This window comes from Pseudomonas sp. GYB4201, from assembly GCF_056312595.1.
In genome coordinates, this window is the sequence record NZ_JBWGIG010000053.1 from 1 (window position 1) to 15,594 (window position 15,594).

The following is a 15,594-nucleotide window of genomic DNA, read 5'->3' on the forward strand; positions in this document are numbered from 1 at the left end:
GCATCCCCAGGCATACCGCGCCATGGCAGGACGCAGCCTGCGGCAGCTGCTACGCGGGTTCGGTGTAGCCGCTGCCGCAGGCTGCGCTGGCCCTTCCCCACGCTGAAAACCTTCAGTGCACGCCGGGACCAGCGCAGCCTGCCGGCAGCGGCTACAGATCGCGCACCGCACCTGTAGCAGCGGCCAAGGGCCGCGTCCGAACACACCGCGCATCCCCAGGCATACCGCGCCATGGCAGGACGCAGCCTGCGGCAGCTGCTACGGGGCGGGGCGTTACTGCCCCACCTCCAGCAGCTTGCCATCGCCGTTGAACTTGCCCGCCTGGTAATCACGGATGGCCTGTTCGATCTCGCCACGGGTGTTCATCACGAACGGCCCGTGGGCCACCACCGGTTCGTCGATCGGGTCGGCGTGGCCGAACACCAGCACGGCGTCGCTGCTGGCGTCGATGGCCAGGGTGTCGCCGTCGGCGTTCAGGCTGATCAGGTGCCACGGCTTCACCGGCGTGCCGCCGATGCTCACCTGGCCGCTGACCACGTATAGGAACACGCTGCGCGCGGCGGGGGCCGGCAGTTGCACTTGGGCGCCCGCCTGCAGGCGCAGGGTGCTCATGAACACGCCGGTCAGCGACGGGATCGGCCCCTGGGTGCCCTGGAACTCGCCGGCAACCAGGTTGAGCACGCCCTTGCCGTCGGCCACCGGCAGCGCCGGAATGCCATCGGCCTGCACGCCGGTGTAGCGCGGCGCGGTCATTTTCAACTTCGACGGCAGGTTCACCCACAGCTGCAGGATCTCCAGCGGGCCGCCGCTCTGCTTGAAGCTGGGTGGCGACACTTCGGCGTGGATCAGGCCGCTGCCAGCGGTCATCCACTGCACGCCGCCAGCCTCGATCACGCTCTCGTGGCCGCCGGTGTCGTAGTGCGCCAGGTTGCCGGTGAGGATAAAGGTCACGGTCTCGAAGCCGCGGTGCGGGTGCGGGCCGAACGGCAGGCCGTTGTTGTTCGGCGCGTACACCTGCGGGCCGTGGTGGTTGAGGAACAGGAACGGGTCGACCTGTTCCAGGCCCGGGCCGGGCAATGGCCGGCGGGTAATCAGGTCGGCGATGTCATCCCGGTAGGCCGGGTGGCTCGCAGCGACGGTGCGGCTGGTCATGGGGGCGCCTCGCGGTAAAAATCAAATGGTACGCCAGTGGCCACGCATAAAAAAACCCGCTGCCACCCTGGGGGCGACAGCGGGCTTTCACGCGAGGGTCTTACTTGCTGTCAGGCAGCGCGTAAGCGATCACGTAGTCGCCACGGTCGGTCGACTGGCGAGCGCCGCCGGCGGTGATGACGATGTACTGCTTGCCGGTTTTCGGCGAAACGTAGGTCATCGGGCCGCCCTGGCTGCCGACTGGCAGGCGGGCTTTCCAGGCTTCTTCACCGTTGGCAGTGTTGAACGCACGCAGGTAGAAGTCCTGGGTACCGGCGATGAACACCAGGCCACCTTGGGTGGACAGGGTGCCGCCCAGGGTTGGCATGCCGATTGGCAGTTGCAGGTGCATGCGGATGCCCATCGGGCCAGTGTCCTGCACGGTGCCGACCGGCACTTGCCATGCAATCTTCTGGGTCTTCATGTCAACGGCGGTCAGGGTACCGAACGGCGGTGCCTGGCAAGGGATGCCGGCTACCGACAGGAAGCGGTTCTTGTTCACGGCGTATGGGGTGCCTTTCAGCGGTACAGCGCCCATGCCGGTGTTCAGTGCTTCACCACCCGAGGAGGCCTTGGCGTCTTTCTGTTGCGGCACCATCTGGCTCCACAGGCCCAGACGCATGTCGTTCAGGAAGATGAAACCGTGTACCGGGTCAGTGGAGATGCTGCCCCAGTTCATGCCACCCAGCGAACCTGGGAAGCTCAGCGACACGTCGCTGCCCGGTGCGGTGTACAGGCCGTCGTAGCGCATTTTCTTGAAGGCGATACGGCACAGCATCTGGTCGAACGGCGTGGCACCCCACATGTCCGATTCGGTCAGGGTCTGCGCGCCGATCTGCGGCATGCCAACCGATTTCGGCTGGGTAGGCGAGTACGGCTCGTTCGGGATGTTCGACGGTTTGACCGGTACTTCTTTCACTTCGGTCAGCGGCTGACCGGTGTGGCGGTCCAGCACGTAGATCTGGCCGGCCTTGGTACCAATCACCACGGCAGGGACCTTGGTGCCGTCAGGCTTGGCAAAGTCGATCAGGCTAGGCTGCATCGGCAGGTCGAAGTCCCACAGGTCGTTGTGGACGGTCTGGTAGACCCACTTCTCTTCGCCGGTGGTGGCGTTCAAGGCCAGTACCGAGGCACCGTACTTGTGGTCCAGCTTGGTACGTTCAACACCGTAAATGTCGGTGGACGAGCTGCCCATCGGCAGGAACACGGTGTTCATGGCCGGGTCGTAGGACATCGGCGCCCAGCTGTTCGGGGTGCTGCGCACGTAGGTCTTGCCAGCTTCCGGCGCTTGCTTGTCTTGCGGGTTGCCCGGGTCGAACGCCCAGCGCATCTGGCCGGTGACCACGTCGAAACCACGGATCACGCCGCCAGGCATGTCGGTCTGGACGTTGTCGGCTACACGGCCGCCCACTACTACGGTGGTACCGGCCATCAGCGGTGCCGAGGACAGTTGGTAGTAGGAGTCAGGCACGTCGCCCAGGCCGGCTTTCAGGTCGACTTGACCGTTGTTGCCGAAGTCCTTGCAGTACTCGCCGGTGTCGGCGTCAACTGCGATCAGGCGGGCGTCGATGGTGTTGGTCAGCAGGCGACGCTGGCACATGGCACCTGGGGCCACCGAAACGGCGGCGGCTGGCGTGCTGCCATCGGTAGGCGCGGCGACAGCGGCGGTGGCGTCGAAGTACGCCAGGCCACGGCAGCGCTGCCAGACCTTGCTCTGGGCGTGGTTGTCACGCTTCCACAGCTCTTTGCCGGTGTCGGCGTCCAGGGCGATGATGTTGTTGTGCGGGGTGCAGATGAACACCTTGTCGCCAACCTGCAGCGGGGTGTCCTGGTCTTCGGCACCGTTGCCGTCGCTGACGGCCACGTCGCCGGTGTGGTAGGTCCACACGGGTACCAGCTTGGAAACGTTGCTGCGGTTGATCTGGTCCAGCGCGGCGAAGCGGCCACCACCTTCATCGTTACCGTAGTGTTTCCAGTCTTTCTGGGCGTGAGCCGGGTCAACCTTGGTCAGGCCTGGGCCGTCGCCGGTCGGGGACACCGAGTCATGCGGGATGAACATGCCATAGGCACCGGCCACCACGCCGACAGCCAGCAGGCCGCCCAGCGCGTAGCCACCCTTGCCACCGGCCAGGCCATTGGCCTTGCGCAGGGTCGGGTAGACCAGTGCTACCACCAGGCTGAGGACAGCCAGGGCGAACAGGCGCGACACTTGAGGCCAGAACACAAAGCCGGCATCGGCGATGGCCCAGATGACGCTGGCCACCATTACAACGGCGAACAGCCAGGCACCGGCCAGGCGCTGCTTGAACAACAGGACGGAGGAAACCAGCATGCCGACGCCGGCCAGTACGAAGTACCAGCTACCGCCAACGGACGCGAGGTAACCACCCAGCCCGATGTAGAGAAGTGCAAAAACCAGCACGCCAAGACCGGCGACCCATGCGGGCCAGCGGCTGACGTTTGCCGAAGTTCGAGTGTTAGTCATGTACATGATCCTACTGACGCATGAACGTTGCGGGGAAGTTTTAAGAGTAGTGGAGGCCTCGGCTTTTGGAAGCCAAGGCCTTGACAATGTTCACCGTGGGGCTTGCAAGGTCTGCGCACCGCCCTGGGCGATGCGACTCGCCAGCTTGGGTCGGTGACCACTTAAACGCAATTAACTAATCAGTTAGTTACTGAATGTAAGCATACCAAAAAATCACGTCCCTGCGACAAGTTGTCATTTGATCGGGGAAGAAACACTGTTGTTCGGTTGGTAACAATGGGGCGACACGCCCCGTAGCAGCGGCCCCAGGCCGCGTCCGCGAACGCCACGGTTTCCCAGGTGCACCGCGTAATGGCGGGACGCGGCCTGGGGCCGCTGCTACGGGTTGTCATAGGCTTTGGCGGACGTCCACTTGCAGGGGCACGATGACTGTCTGGCCGGCTACCGGCTGCGCCAGCGCCGCCACGGCGCGTTCGGCCAACGCTGCCACCGGCTGCGACAGCACCGCGTGCAGCAGGCCCTCGGCTGCCGCCTCGCGGGTCAAGGCCGTGACCTCGTGGCACACCACGATGGGCAGGCGCGCCCCCCGTGCCTTGAGTTCGCGCAACGCCCGCACCACCCCGGCAATGCCGCCGCCGGCCACGTACAACCCGGCCAGGTCCGGCGTGCCCATCAACAGGTCCAGGGTGTTGCCATAGGCGAAGCCGTCGTCTTCCAGGGTCAGCCGCGCGGCCAGCAACTCCCACTCCGGGGAGTGCTCGGCCAGGTAGCTGCGGAAACTCAGTTCGCACAGCTCCTGGCACTGGAAGCTCTGGCTGCTCAGCACCACCGCCACCGGCCCCGGCTGCCTGGCCAGTTGCGAGACGAACCAGCCAGCGGTGCGGCCCATGCGCCGGTTGTCGACGCCGACGTAACCGGCACCCGCCGCCGCAGACAGTGCCGACACCAGCGCCACCACCGCCACGCCGCTGTCGCCCAGGCGCGCCACGGCCGCGCGGATCAGCGGGTGATCCACGGCCACCACGCCCAGGCCGTCCACCTGCCCGCGCAGGGCCAGGATGCGCTCGGCGACCTTGGCCGGGTCCAGTTCATCCAGGTAAGCAATCACCACGCGAACGCGGGCATGGGCGTAGTTCGCTGCCGCCGCAGACAGCGCCCGGGCCAGCCCCTGGTAGAACGCGACGCCGCTCTTGTGTAGCAGAAAACCCAGGCGCACCGTGGGCCGGTTGGTCAGCAGGCGCTGCTCGATCACCGCCTTGGCATGGAAGCCAACCTTGTTCGCCGCCTCGGCAATGCGCTGGGCGGTGTCGGCGCGCACGTCGGCGCGCAGGTTCAGCACCCGGTCGACGGTGGACAGGCTGACGCCGGCTTCGCGGGCCACGTCGGCCATGGTCGGACGGCGGGAGTGCTGGGTTGGCTCTGACATGTCTTGACACCTCCTGCCCGCATCATGAGAGGTTCTGACACATTAAGCCAGCGGCTCATGGCGCCCCGCGCCTGGCCCGCCTAGCATCAGCCCGGAGAATAAAAACAATGGAGCGCCGCCATGAAAATCGCCCTCGACCCCTACATGCACCGCCACCTGAGCCTGCCGGAGCTGTGCCGCAAGAGCGCCGAGCTGGGCTTCGAGTACCTGGAGCTGTCGCCCCGCGACGACTTCCTGCCCTGGTGGGTGCACCCGCGGGCGCACAAGGAACGCATCGCCGAGTTCAAGCAGGCCCTGCGCGACCACAACGTGCAACTGGCCTCCCTGCTGCCCATGTACCGCTGGGCCAGCCCCCACGAAGACGAGCGCCGCACCGCGGTGGAACACTGGAAGCGCGCCATCGAGGTGGCGGTGGAGATGGGCTGCCAGACCATGAACTCCGAGTTCGGCCGCGGCCCCTCGCCCGACCGCGGCCACAGTGTCAGCTGCTGCGGTGGCGTGCACAGCCACGAGTCCAGCGAGGCGGCCTGGTGGCGGTCGATGGAGGAATTGGTGCCGATCCTGGAGCGCGAGGGCATCACCCTCAACGTCGAGCCGCACCCCGAGGACTGGTGCGAGACCCTCAACCCGGCGTTGGACATCATCAAGACCGTGGGCTCGGCCAACGTCAGGTTCCTGTACTGCGCGCCGCACACCTTTCATTTCGGCGACGACATGGCCGGCATGATTGGCCAGGCCGGCACGCTGATCAACCACGTGCACATCGCCGACACCTACAACCACAAGGCGTCGTCCGGGCTGCGCTACATCATCAACCCGCCGGGGGCGAAGGTGACGGTGCACCAGCACATGGACATGCACCAGGGCGAGATCGACTGGGACGTGTTCTTCGGCGAGCTGGCGCGCACCGGGTTCGACGGCATCGTCACCGCCTGCGTGTTTGGCTGGGAGGAGCGCGCGGACGACTCCGGGCGCTTCATGCGCCAGGAGATCCAGCGGTACGTGGATAAATACTTCCGCTAAAACGCCGCTGCCAAGGTTTACCACAACCCCGTAGCAGCGGCCGCCAGGCCGCCTCCCGCGCGCCACGCGTTTCCGGGCGAACCGTGGTGGTTCCGGACGCAGCCTGGCGGCAGCTGCTACGCGGGTTTCTCAACTCAACTGGTGCGCGAACCGCCCTACCGCATCCACCACCTTGCGCGCGCCTTCCTGGATCTCGACGATCACCTCGCCGGCCTGGCTGGCCAGTTGCACGCCCTGCTCGGCCTGCTGCTTGCTGTGGGCCATCTCGCGCACGGTGCCTTCCACCAGGGTCTGGTTCTGCTGGACCACGGCGGCGATTTCCTCGGTGGCGGTGCTGGTGCGCCCGGCCAACTGCCGCACCTCATCGGCGACCACCGCGAAGCCACGGCCCTGCTCCCCGGCCCGCGCTGCCTCGATGGCGGCGTTGAGGGCCAGCAGGTTGGTCTGCTGGGCGATGCTGCTGATGGTCTGGATGATCGAGCTGATCAGCAGCGACTGCTTGCCCAGGGCTTCGACGCCGGTGGACGCCGACTGCATGTCATCGGCCAGCTTGCGCATGGTCTGCACGGTGTCGTTGACCACCACGGCGCCGCGCTGGGCGGTGACGTCGGTCTGCTGGGAGATACCGTAGGCGGTGTGGGCGGCGGCGTTCACTTCCTCCTCACGCGCCACCTGGTCGCTGACCACGGTGGCAAATTTCACCACCTTGCACAGCTTGCCCTCGGGGTCGTACACCGGGTTGTAAGTGGCTTCCAGCCACACAGGGTGGCCGTGGGCGTCGACACGCTTGAAGCGCCCGGCGACGAACTCGCCACGGTTGAGGGTGGCCCAGAACTCGGCGTACCGGGGCGAGTTGGTCTCCTCGCTGGTGCAGAACTGCCGGTGGTGCTGGCCCTTGACCTGGGCCAGGGTGTAGCCCATGGCGCGCAGGAACTGGTCGTTGGCCGACAGCACGTTGCCCTTGAGGTCGAATTCGATCACCGCCGTGGAACGCAGCAACGCGTCGATAAAGGAGGTGCTTTCGGCAGCCTTCTCGATGTTGGCGGTGATGTTGTTGGCGAAGCAGCGGATGTGGGTCAGGGTGCCGCTGGCGTCCTTGATCGGCTGCCAGTGCGCGCGTATCCACACCAGCACGCCGTCGGCGCGCAGGAAGCGGTAGTCATCGGTGATGGAGCGGGCCGAGCCGATGGCGGCCATCAGGCTGTGGTAGCACGGCAGCTTGGACACGTAGCTGGGCACGATCTCGGCCATGGGCCGCCCCACCAGTTGCGCCACCGAATAGCCCAGCGCCTTGGCGAACCCCTCGTTGCAGTCGTCGATGCGCATCTGCGGGTCGAGGCTCAGCGTCAGCATTTCCCGTTGCAAGCCGTCGACGAGCTGGCGCAGCTCATCGAGTTCGGCCGATTGTTCAGCGAGCTGCTTTTTTATTTGGGTGTTGAACATGAGCCGATGACCTCCTTGTGGTAAGGAGAGTATCGGCGAGGTTTTTCGGGGGATAAGCACCGTTCGGCGGCTTTTATCCCCCGCCCGCCGGGCTATGCGGCGAGTTCGGCGCTTTCCAGCAGCGCCAGCACGTCGGTGAGGGTGGCTTCCAGGCACTGGCCGGCCTTGTAGGGGGCCAACACCGCTTCGCCGCCGTCGATCACCGCCTGGGGTCGCTCGATGAATAGACCGATCTGTTCAAAATCAGCGCTCAGCACCACCACCAGTGGAATGGAGACTTTCTCCAGGCCCAGGCGCTCGCGCAACGCCTGCTCGGCGCGGGCCTTGGTGATGATGCCCAGGCGCACGCGCGGCTGCACGCGGCACAGGTAGTCCAGCGCCGCCAGGTTCAGCTGGCAGTCCGGGCACCACATCTCGCCGGCGGCCAGCAGGTGATAGGTGCCTTTCAAGGAAGCCAGGCGCTGCAGGGTCGCCTCACTGATGCCGGCGGTGTCCAGCGCCTGGCGGGCCTGGGCGACGGTGGCACGTTCGGCGGGCAGGCCGGCGGCGGCGAAGGCGTCGAAGCCCTGGCCGATGGGGAAGAGTTCCGAGTACGGGGTCATGGGACCGGTTTTCCTGATGCTGCAAATTGCCCCAGTGTACGGCAGCGACGCCGTTTTGGCCTATCATCTGCCCTCGTTCATTGTGGAACCTGTCATGTTCGACTGGGAAGACCTGCGTTATTTCACCCTCTTCGCCAAGCTTGGCTCGCTGTCCGCCGCCGCGCGCCAGCTGCGCGTCGACCACGCCACCGTGGCCCGGCGCATCGCCGCGCTGGAGGCCGCGCTCAAGCTGAAACTGGTGGACCGCCGCCAGCGCGCCTACGTGCTGACCGAGGACGGCCGGCGCGTGAGCCAGTTCGGCGAGCAGATGACCCTGTCCTCGTTCGCCCTGGAACGTTTCGCCGGCGGCGAACAGGCCCAGGTGCAGGGCGAGGTGGTGGTGTCGTCGCCACCGGGCTTCGTCGGCAGCCTGATCGCCCCGCGCGTGGGCGAACTCACCCGCCGCCACCCGCTGCTGCAGCTGCGCCTGATCGGCGCCAAGGCCCGCGCCTCGCTGACCCGCCGCGAGGCCGACATCACCATCAGCCTGATGCGCCCCAGCGAGCCCACCCTGGTGGCCCGGCGCCTGGGCCAGATGGAGTTTCGCCTGTACGCCAGCCCCGACTACCTGGCGTGCACCCGCGACTACAGTTTCATCGGCTACGACGACAGCATGGACGGCTCGGCGCAACAGAACTGGCTGCTGGAACAGGCCAACGGCCGGCCCATCACCCTGACCAGCAACGACCTGCGCCTGCAGGCCATCGCTGCGGCCGGCGCCGCCGGGGTGGTGTCGTTGCCGGCGTTCATGGCGGCCGAGCACCGCCTGGTGCTGGTGGACCCCGACGGACCGTGCCTGGTGCGGGAGATCTGGCTGGCGGTGCATGAAGACGTGCGCAACGCGGCGCCGATACGGGCGGTGATGGATTTCATCGTGGAGTGCGTGGGAGCCTGAAGCCCCTGACCTATTGCGGTGGCCCCGGACGCAGCCTGCGGCAGCTGCTACGCGGGCCTTAAAAACCGCGGCCTCTGTAGCAGCGGCCAAAGGCCGCGTCCCGCCCCCCGCATGTGCATTTCTGCATAGGTCAGATGCGCACGTAGGGAGTTCTACCAACCAGCACGCAGGACTAGCATCGCCCCCCTCGATTCACAGCACGGTACTCCCCCCATGTCCGCATGCCCCTCGGCCCTCACCGCCGCCCCGCCCACCACCAACGCCCCGCTGCTACGCGCCGCCTGGGTGGTGACGGCGGTGTTCATCCTGTCCAACGCCGCCACCCCGCTGTACGGCCACTGGCAGCAACAGCTGGGCTTCGGCGCCGGCACCCTGGCGACGATCTTCACCTGCTACATCCTCGGCCTGCTGGCCACCCTGCTGGTGGCCGGGCAGCTGTCCGATCACTTTGGCCGCAAGGCCCTGCTGCTGCCGGGCCTGGGCCTGGCGATGGGCGCCGCGGTGCTGTTCCAGCTCGCCGACAGCGTCGCGGTGCTGATGCTGGCGCGGCTGCTGACCGGCGTGGCGGTGGGCATCATCGTCTCCGCCGGCATGGCCAATGTGGTCGACCAGGCCGCCGACAGCCACAAGCGCCAGGCTTCGTTGCTGGCCTCGGTGGCCATGGTGCTGGGCGCCGGCACCGGGCCGCTGCTGGCGGGCGTGCTGGCGCAGTACAGCGCGCACCCGGTGGCCATCGTCTTCAACCTGGAACTGGCCTTGCTGGCCCTGGCGCTGTGGGTGGTGCTGGCGCAGCCACGCCAGCCCCGTGCCACGTCCGCCTTGAAACTGCGGCTGCCCCGGGTGCCACGGGACAGCGTCGGCCATGTGCTGCGCGGCATCGCCTTCTTCGGCCCGGGCATCACCTGCACCTCTTTCGTGCTCAGCCTGGGGCCGGGGCTGTTCTCGGCGTTCGCCCACGTCAGCAGCCCGCTGATCGCCGGCGGCACCGCGTTCGCCATGTTCATGGTCGGTGTTGGCGTGCAGTTCGCGGTGCAGCGGCTGGCGGTGAAGCGCATCTTCCTGCTCAGCGGGCTGGCCACGGTGCTGTCCATGGCCACCCTGTGGTTGGCGGTGCACCAGGCCTCCATTCCCTGCCTGATCGTCGCCGCCCTGCTGGCCGGCGCCGGCCAGGGCCTGGGGCAGCTGGGCGGCCTGAGCCTGATTGCCCTGCACGTGCCGGCCAACCGCCGCGCCGAGGCCAACGGCGTGTTCAACATGGGCGGCTACGTGCCCGCCGGGGCCTTGCCGGTGGTGGCCGGGCACCTGATCGACCTGCACGGCATGGCCGTGGGGGTCAGTGTGCTGGCCGGGTTGATTGCGGCGCTGGCGCTGATGGCGCTGGCCAGTTTGCGCCGCTGACGCGGCTGTCTCCTGTGGCCGCGTCCTGGATCACGCGATGGTGGCGTTGCGAATACCCTCCAGCAGCATCGCGAACGCCGGGTTGTCGTTGTCCTCGCGCCAGATCAGGTGCAGCTCGCTCTGCACCCCCTCCCCCAGGTCGATGTCGCGGAACACCACGTTCTTGAACACCACGCTGGTGGCGCAGCGCGGCACCAGCGCCAGGCCCAGGCCGGCGTTCACCAGCGCCAGGATGGTCAGCGACGAGCCCAGCCACTGCACGTAGTCGGGCGCCACCCGCGCCGAACGCAACATGCCGGTAAGCAGTTCGTTGAACGGCGGGTAGGCGGCGTGGGAGTACATCAGGAACGGCTGGCCATCCAGGTCGCTGACCTTGACCTCTTCGCTCGACGCCAGCGCATGGCCGCGCGGCACCGCCAGCACGAAGGGTTCGCGCACCAGGCATTCGGTGGCGTAGCCCGGCTCCAGCAACGGCGCGCGGGCGATGCCGAGGTCGATGCGCCGGGCGCGCAACGCCTCGTGCTGGGTGTAGGTGTTCATCTCCGCCAGGTCGATTTTGACGTGGGGCTGCTTCAGCCGCGCCTCGGCGATCACCTTGGGCAAAAACTCGTAGACGGCGCTGCCGACGAAGCTGATGGCCACCGCGCCAATGTCGCCCTCGGCAAACCGCCGCGCCGCCACCGCCGCCTGCTGGGCGCGCTCCAGCAGGTTCTGCGCCTCGACGAAAAACGCCCGCCCGGCCGCCGTCAGCGCCACGCTGCGGGTGCTGCGGGTGAACAACTCGACGCCAAGATGGTGCTCCAGCAGCTGGATCTGCCGGCTCAGCGGCGGCTGGGTCATGTTCAGGCGCTCGGCGGCGCGACGGAAATTCAGCTCGGTGGCCACGGTGGTGAAGCAGCGCAGCTGGGTCAGTTCGAACATTGATTCAATCCGGGTATCAATCAAGTGCCAGGTTAGATTAGACGGGAACAATACACCCGTCCATCATCGGCCTGTCCCCACAAAAACAATACCGGGAGTCGCCCTTGAAAACCCTCAACCCCAGCGTGCTGGAACAGGCCGCCGCCAAGGTCAAGCGCCATGTGCTGCCGCTGTTCGTGGTGATGTTCATCGTCAACTACATCGACCGCGTCAACATCGGCTTCGTGCGCAGCCACATGGAAGCCGACCTGGGCATCGGCGCGGCCGCCTATGGCCTGGGTGCCGGGTTGTTCTTCATCGGCTACGCCCTGTTCGAGGTGCCGTCGAACATCCTGCTGCAGCGCTTCGGCGCCCGCGCCTGGCTCACCCGCATCATGTTCACCTGGGGCGCCGCCGCCATGGCCATGGCCTTCGTGCGCGGCGAAACCAGCTTCTACGTGCTGCGCTTCGTGCTGGGCGCCGCCGAAGCCGGGTTCTTCCCGGGCATCATCTACTACTTCACCCAATGGCTGCCGGCCGCCGAACGCGGCAAGGCCATGGCGGTGTTCCTCAGCGGTTCGGCCATCGCTTCGGTGATCTCCGGGCCGGTGTCCGGCGCGCTGCTGAGCATCAACGCCCTGAGCCTGCATGCCTGGCAGTGGATGTTCCTGATCGAGGGCGGCGCCTCGCTGGTGCTGTGCGGGTTCGTGTGGTTCTGGCTGCAGTCGCACCCACGGGAGGCGCGCTGGCTCAACGAGGCTGAAAAGCAGGCGCTGGAAAGCTGCCTGGCCGAGGAACAGCGTGCCCGCGAGGCCCAGCACGTGGTGAAGCCGTCGATGTTCAAGCTGCTGGCCGACCGACAGATCGCGCTGTTCTGCTTCATCTACTTCTCCATCGCCCTGACCATCTACGGCGCCACCTTCTGGCTGCCGAGCATGATCAAGCAAATGGGCAACCTGGCGGACTTCGAAGTGGGCCTGTTCAATTCGGTGCCCTGGCTGATCTCCATCGTCGCCATGTACGGCTTCGCCGCCGTGGCCGCGAAGTGGAAGCACCAGCAGGCCTGGGTGGCCGTGACGTTAGTGGTAGCGGCGCTGGGCATGTTCATGTCCACGGTCGGCGGGCCGGTGTTCGCCTTCGTTTCCATCTGCTTCGCCGCCATCGGCTTCAAGGCTGCCTCGGCGCTGTTCTGGCCCATTCCCCAGGGTTACCTGGACGCGCGCATCGCCGCCGCGGTGATCGCCCTGATCAACTCCATCGGCAACCTGGGCGGCTTCGTCGCGCCGGCCACCTTCGGCTTTCTTGAACAGACCACCGGCAGCATCGAGGGCGGCCTGTATGGCCTGGCCGCCACCTCGCTGGTGGCCGCCGTGCTGATCTTCTTCGCCCGCAGCACCCCGGCCCCGCGCGCGCCCAAGCCACGCAAGGCCGCGGTTGCCATCGCCTAATTCGTCGAGCCTGCCTTCAGGAGCATTACTTTTGAAAATCAAGCGCGTCACCGTCACCCCCATCGCCTTCCGCGACCCGCCGCTGCTCAACGCCAGCGGCATCCACGAACCCTTCGCCCTGCGCTCGATCATCGAGATCGAGAGCGACAACGGCTACATCGGCCTGGGGGAAAGCTACGGCGACGCCCCGGCGCTGGCCATCCAGCAGCAGGTGCAGAGCCAGCTGATCGGCCTGGACCCGTTCAACCTCAACCGCCTGCGGCAGATCGTCGAGGCCACGGTGGCGGCCAACCGCACCAGCTCTCTGGCCGGCGCCGAACTAGCGCCCGGCTCCCACGCCAGCAAGGCGGTGAGCAATGCCTATTCAGCCTTCGAGGTGGCATGCCTCGACCTGCAGGCGCACGCCCTCAACGTGCCGTTGGTGGACCTGCTGGGCGGCGCCCTGCGCGACAAGGTGCCGTTCAGCGCCTACCTGTTCTTCAAATACGCCCAGCACATCGACTCGCCCTACAAGCCCGACAACTGGGGCGAGGCGCTGAACGAAGAACAGATCGTCGCCCAGGCCGCGCGCATGATCGAGGCCTATGGCTTCAAGAGCATCAAGCTCAAGGCCGGCACCCTGCCCCCCGAGCACGAGGTGGCCTGCATCAAGGCGCTGAAAAAGGCCTTCCCCGGCTACCCGCTGCGCATCGACCCCAACGGCAACTGGTCGCTGGAGACCGCCATTCGCATGGCCGAGCTGCTGGGCGACGACCTGCAGTACTACGAAGACCCCTGCCCCGGCCTGGACGGCATGAGCGCGCTGCACAAGCGCACCGGCCTGCCGCTGGCGACCAACATGGTGGTCACCGACTTCGACGAGTTCCGCCGCAGCGTGGCGCTGAACAGCGTGCAGATCGTGCTCGCCGACCACCACTACTGGGGCGGCCTGCGGGATACCCAGACGCTGGCGAAGATGTGCCAGGTGTTCGGCCTGGGCGTGTCCATGCACTCCAACTCGCACCTGGGCATCAGCCTGATGGCCATGGCCCACGTGGCCGCGGCCGTGCCCAACCTGGACTACGCCTGCGACACCCACTACCCCTGGCAAGAGCCGGACGAGGAAGTGATCAAGGGCGGCAAGCTGCCCATCGTCGACGGCTGCGTGAGCATCACCCGCGCCCCCGGCCTGGGCCTGGAACTGGACCACGACCAGCTGGGCAAGCTGCACGACCAGTACCTGAGCTGCGGCATCCGCCAGCGCGACGACGTGCGCCAGATGCAGCGCTACAAACCGGATTGGAAGACGGTAAAGCCGCGCTTCTAACGGCCCAGGTGCACCTTGACGAACGCCTGCGCCTCGCGCGCCAGGGCGTCAAGGTGCCGGTCGCGCTGCTTCTCGGCGTTGACCATGGCCGGCTCGCCATGCTGCTTGAGCAAGTAGGCATGAATCTGCCGCACCTCTACCGAGCGGTAGATGGGCGCGGTGTCCAGCACCGGTGTCAGCCCCTGGGAGGCGTGGTCGCGGGTGTTCATCAACACCTGCGAGCCGCGCGTGCCGATCACCTGGAACCCCAGCGCCTGCCCGCACGCCACCTGGCTCACCACGCAGCCCAGCTCCGCATGGGGGTAGCGCGCCAGCACCTTCTGCACCATGGCCCTGGCAATGCCCTGGCGCCGATGCCCGTCCTTCACTGCCAGGAACAACAGCGAACACGCTTCGGCGTCGCCGCTCAGCGGCAGGTACAGGGCAAAGCCCAGCAGCTGCGAGGGGTCCTCGTCATCCAGCGCCGCCACCACCTCCACCGCAAAACCGCGCGAACCGTCCATGGCCTGCAGGTACTGGTACACCTCATAACCCACGCCGTACTGGTACAGCGGGTACAGCGCATTGCCGGCCGGCAGCGCCACCTGGCTGATGGCGGTGAGGTTGTCGATCACCAGCTGCTGGATCTGCGCCTGGAACGACTCGGGGGGTGGGGTTTGGAACAGGGTGATACTGGGCATTGAAGGCAGCTGCTCTGGTTGAACGTTCCGCATTGTACCGTAGCAGCTGCCGTGAGGCTGCGTCCAAGGGCCGAGGATTTGCGGCGCCTGGGACGCGGCCTGGTGGCCGCTGCTACAGGTTTAGTGCTCTTTTTGGGGACATGAGGGGGGGGGCGGTGAGCGAAGTGGCGCTTTTATGGGGTAGCCGGGGCTGCCGTATGCATGGCATGAGGTGGTGACTTGCACGTCATCGCAGGGGAGAAAGTGAACAGTGATTCCGCAGGTTTGCTGGTTGGTGTAGTCCGCCACTGGCACCCACTTGTTAAGGCTACGCGTCTGAGCCTCGACCTTCTCCTTCCATGCAAAAAACTTGGGACGGTCGGCGAACCCCGGAAAATCCTCGGAGTAGGCACTACCTGTCTGCCACTCTATGCGTACACCCATACCCGGATGCCAAATTGCTGGTACTGCGTAGCAGCAACCACCGCCTCCGCTGCGGTAAGGTCCAATAATATCCACTGCCGACCGACCATCGACGCTGAAGTAGTTGATGGCCTGCCCTGTGTGATTGATACCTACCATTACGTTGGCCGAAACCGGGCCAGCAGCAACCCCCATCAGCAAAGCGACGAAAAGCATTCTGGCATCGATGCTGTAATCAGGGCCGCGATAGGTCATCAATTCCCCCTTGTCGTGTTCCAAGCGCCAGGCATGCGGCGCGGTTGATCCCGGACTCTAAGGACTTCAAAACAGAAAAGATGTAGGACATATCCGACCCT

13 protein-coding genes and 1 pseudogene are annotated in these 15,594 nt (G+C 66.4%); 5 read left to right on the forward strand and 9 right to left on the reverse strand.

The genetic code is table 11. The features are described 5' to 3' along the window. Window positions 1-273: 273 nt before the first annotated feature. From AC0Z2B_RS29905 to AC0Z2B_RS29915, 3 genes are all read right to left on the reverse strand, one after another. Window positions 274-1,152 (reverse strand): pirin family protein, encoded by an 879-nt coding sequence (locus tag AC0Z2B_RS29905; protein ID WP_476301523.1) that lies wholly within the window; start codon window positions 1,150-1,152, stop codon window positions 274-276. A gap of 100 nt (window positions 1,153-1,252) precedes the next feature. Continuing rightward, window positions 1,253-3,676, reverse strand: a complete 2,424-nt coding sequence (locus AC0Z2B_RS29910) for a glucose/quinate/shikimate family membrane-bound PQQ-dependent dehydrogenase (RefSeq protein ID WP_476301525.1) — start codon at window positions 3,674-3,676, stop codon at window positions 1,253-1,255. 388 nt (window positions 3,677-4,064) lie between these two features. Continuing rightward, window positions 4,065-5,102, reverse strand: a complete 1,038-nt coding sequence (locus AC0Z2B_RS29915) for a LacI family DNA-binding transcriptional regulator (RefSeq protein WP_476301526.1) — start codon at window positions 5,100-5,102, stop codon at window positions 4,065-4,067. 120 nt (window positions 5,103-5,222) lie between these two features. Between AC0Z2B_RS29915 and AC0Z2B_RS29920 the strand changes: the two genes are divergently transcribed. Further along, complete coding sequence (locus AC0Z2B_RS29920; RefSeq protein WP_476301528.1) at window positions 5,223-6,125, forward strand: sugar phosphate isomerase/epimerase family protein; 903 nt, start codon at window positions 5,223-5,225, stop codon at window positions 6,123-6,125. Window positions 6,126-6,254: 129 nt separating this feature from the next. Here AC0Z2B_RS29920 and AC0Z2B_RS29925 read toward each other — a convergent pair whose 3' ends face one another. The 3 genes and pseudogenes from AC0Z2B_RS29925 to AC0Z2B_RS29935 all read right to left on the reverse strand — a co-directional run bounded on the left by AC0Z2B_RS29925 (window position 6,255) and on the right by AC0Z2B_RS29935 (window position 8,170). Then, window positions 6,255-6,812: a methyl-accepting chemotaxis protein gene (locus AC0Z2B_RS29925; RefSeq protein ID WP_425225844.1), complete on the reverse strand. Its 558-nt coding sequence runs from the start codon at window positions 6,810-6,812 to the stop codon at window positions 6,255-6,257. Beyond that, window positions 6,792-7,568: pseudogene (locus AC0Z2B_RS29930) on the reverse strand (PAS domain-containing protein); the annotation flags it as partial. The pseudogene AC0Z2B_RS29930 and the gene AC0Z2B_RS29925, both read right to left, overlap by 21 nt. 92 nt (window positions 7,569-7,660) lie before the next feature. Continuing rightward, a complete protein-coding gene (locus AC0Z2B_RS29935) occupies window positions 7,661-8,170 on the reverse strand; it encodes a thioredoxin family protein (protein ID WP_476301530.1) in 510 nt (169 codons plus the stop codon). 94 nt (window positions 8,171-8,264) lie between these two features. Here AC0Z2B_RS29935 and AC0Z2B_RS29940 point away from each other — a divergent pair, with 94 nt between their 5' ends. Together AC0Z2B_RS29940 and AC0Z2B_RS29945 are read left to right on the forward strand one after the other, a co-directional pair. Next, window positions 8,265-9,104 (forward strand): LysR family transcriptional regulator, encoded by an 840-nt coding sequence (locus AC0Z2B_RS29940; RefSeq protein WP_476301532.1) that lies wholly within the window; start codon window positions 8,265-8,267, stop codon window positions 9,102-9,104. 213 nt (window positions 9,105-9,317) lie between these two features. Then, window positions 9,318-10,502 (forward strand): MFS transporter, encoded by a 1,185-nt coding sequence (locus tag AC0Z2B_RS29945; protein WP_476301534.1) that lies wholly within the window; start codon window positions 9,318-9,320, stop codon window positions 10,500-10,502. Window positions 10,503-10,532: 30 nt separating this feature from the next. Here the strand turns inward: AC0Z2B_RS29945 and AC0Z2B_RS29950 are convergent, their stop codons facing one another. Then, the gene (locus AC0Z2B_RS29950) at window positions 10,533-11,423 is read right to left on the reverse strand and encodes a LysR family transcriptional regulator (protein WP_476301536.1); all 891 of its coding nucleotides are present in this window, start codon (window positions 11,421-11,423) and stop codon (window positions 10,533-10,535) included. Between the two features lie 104 nt (window positions 11,424-11,527). Here AC0Z2B_RS29950 and AC0Z2B_RS29955 point away from each other — a divergent pair, with 104 nt between their 5' ends. Continuing rightward, on the forward strand, window positions 11,528-12,850 hold the full coding sequence (locus tag AC0Z2B_RS29955) for an MFS transporter (RefSeq protein WP_476301538.1): 1,323 nt from the start codon (window positions 11,528-11,530) through the stop codon (window positions 12,848-12,850). Window positions 12,851-12,881: 31 nt separating this feature from the next. Beyond that, window positions 12,882-14,156 carry a glucarate dehydratase family protein gene (locus AC0Z2B_RS29960; RefSeq protein ID WP_476301540.1) on the forward strand — a complete coding sequence of 425 codons (1,275 nt, stop codon included), beginning with the start codon at window positions 12,882-12,884 and terminating at the stop codon, window positions 14,154-14,156. Here the strand turns inward: AC0Z2B_RS29960 and AC0Z2B_RS29965 are convergent. After that, window positions 14,153-14,836, reverse strand: coding sequence for a GNAT family N-acetyltransferase (locus AC0Z2B_RS29965; RefSeq protein ID WP_476301541.1), 684 nt, complete (start codon window positions 14,834-14,836; stop codon window positions 14,153-14,155). The two genes, AC0Z2B_RS29960 and AC0Z2B_RS29965, sit on opposite strands and share 4 nt — an antisense overlap. Window positions 14,837-14,956: 120 nt before the next feature. Continuing rightward, complete coding sequence (locus tag AC0Z2B_RS29970) at window positions 14,957-15,433, reverse strand: DUF3304 domain-containing protein (protein WP_476301584.1); 477 nt, start codon at window positions 15,431-15,433, stop codon at window positions 14,957-14,959. Between the last annotated feature and the right edge of the window lie 161 nt (window positions 15,434-15,594).